Source organism: Streptomyces phytophilus (genome assembly GCF_013870535.1).
In the GTDB taxonomy this organism is placed as follows: Bacteria; Actinomycetota; Actinomycetes; order Streptomycetales; family Streptomycetaceae; genus Streptomyces; species Streptomyces phytophilus.
In genome coordinates, this window is sequence record NZ_JACBXC010001764.1 from 1 (window position 1) to 376 (window position 376).

A 376-nucleotide genomic window follows, 5' to 3' on the forward strand; every position below is an offset into this window, starting at 1 on the left:
TCCCGAGACGGGTCGCGTCGCTTCCGGCGGCTGCCCCTTCCAGCCAGAAGGTCTGGTGCTGGAAGGCGTAGGTGGGGAGGGGGACGGGCTTGCCGCTGAGGGGGGTGGGGGGCCAGCGGAGGGGAGTGCCGGCGGTGTGGAGGCGGGCGAGCGCGGCAGTGAGGGTGTGGGGCTCCGGGGTGTCGCGACGGAGCAGCGGGATGTGGTGGTGATCGCTCGTGCTGAGGGTTTGTTGGGTGAGCGTGGTGAGGGTGGTGTCGGGTCCGGCTTCGAGGTAGGTGGTGACGCCGGCGTGGTGGAGGGTTTGGGCGGTGGTGGCGTAGTGGACGGTGGTGCGGATGTGTTCGGTCCAGTACGCGGGGTCGGTGAGTTGTTC

At 70.2% G+C, this 376-nt stretch carries 1 protein-coding gene; it reads right to left on the minus strand.

The features are described from left to right. On the minus strand, window positions 1-376 hold a 376-nt coding region (locus tag H5J30_RS35800; protein ID WP_181791942.1), incomplete at both ends, for a hypothetical protein.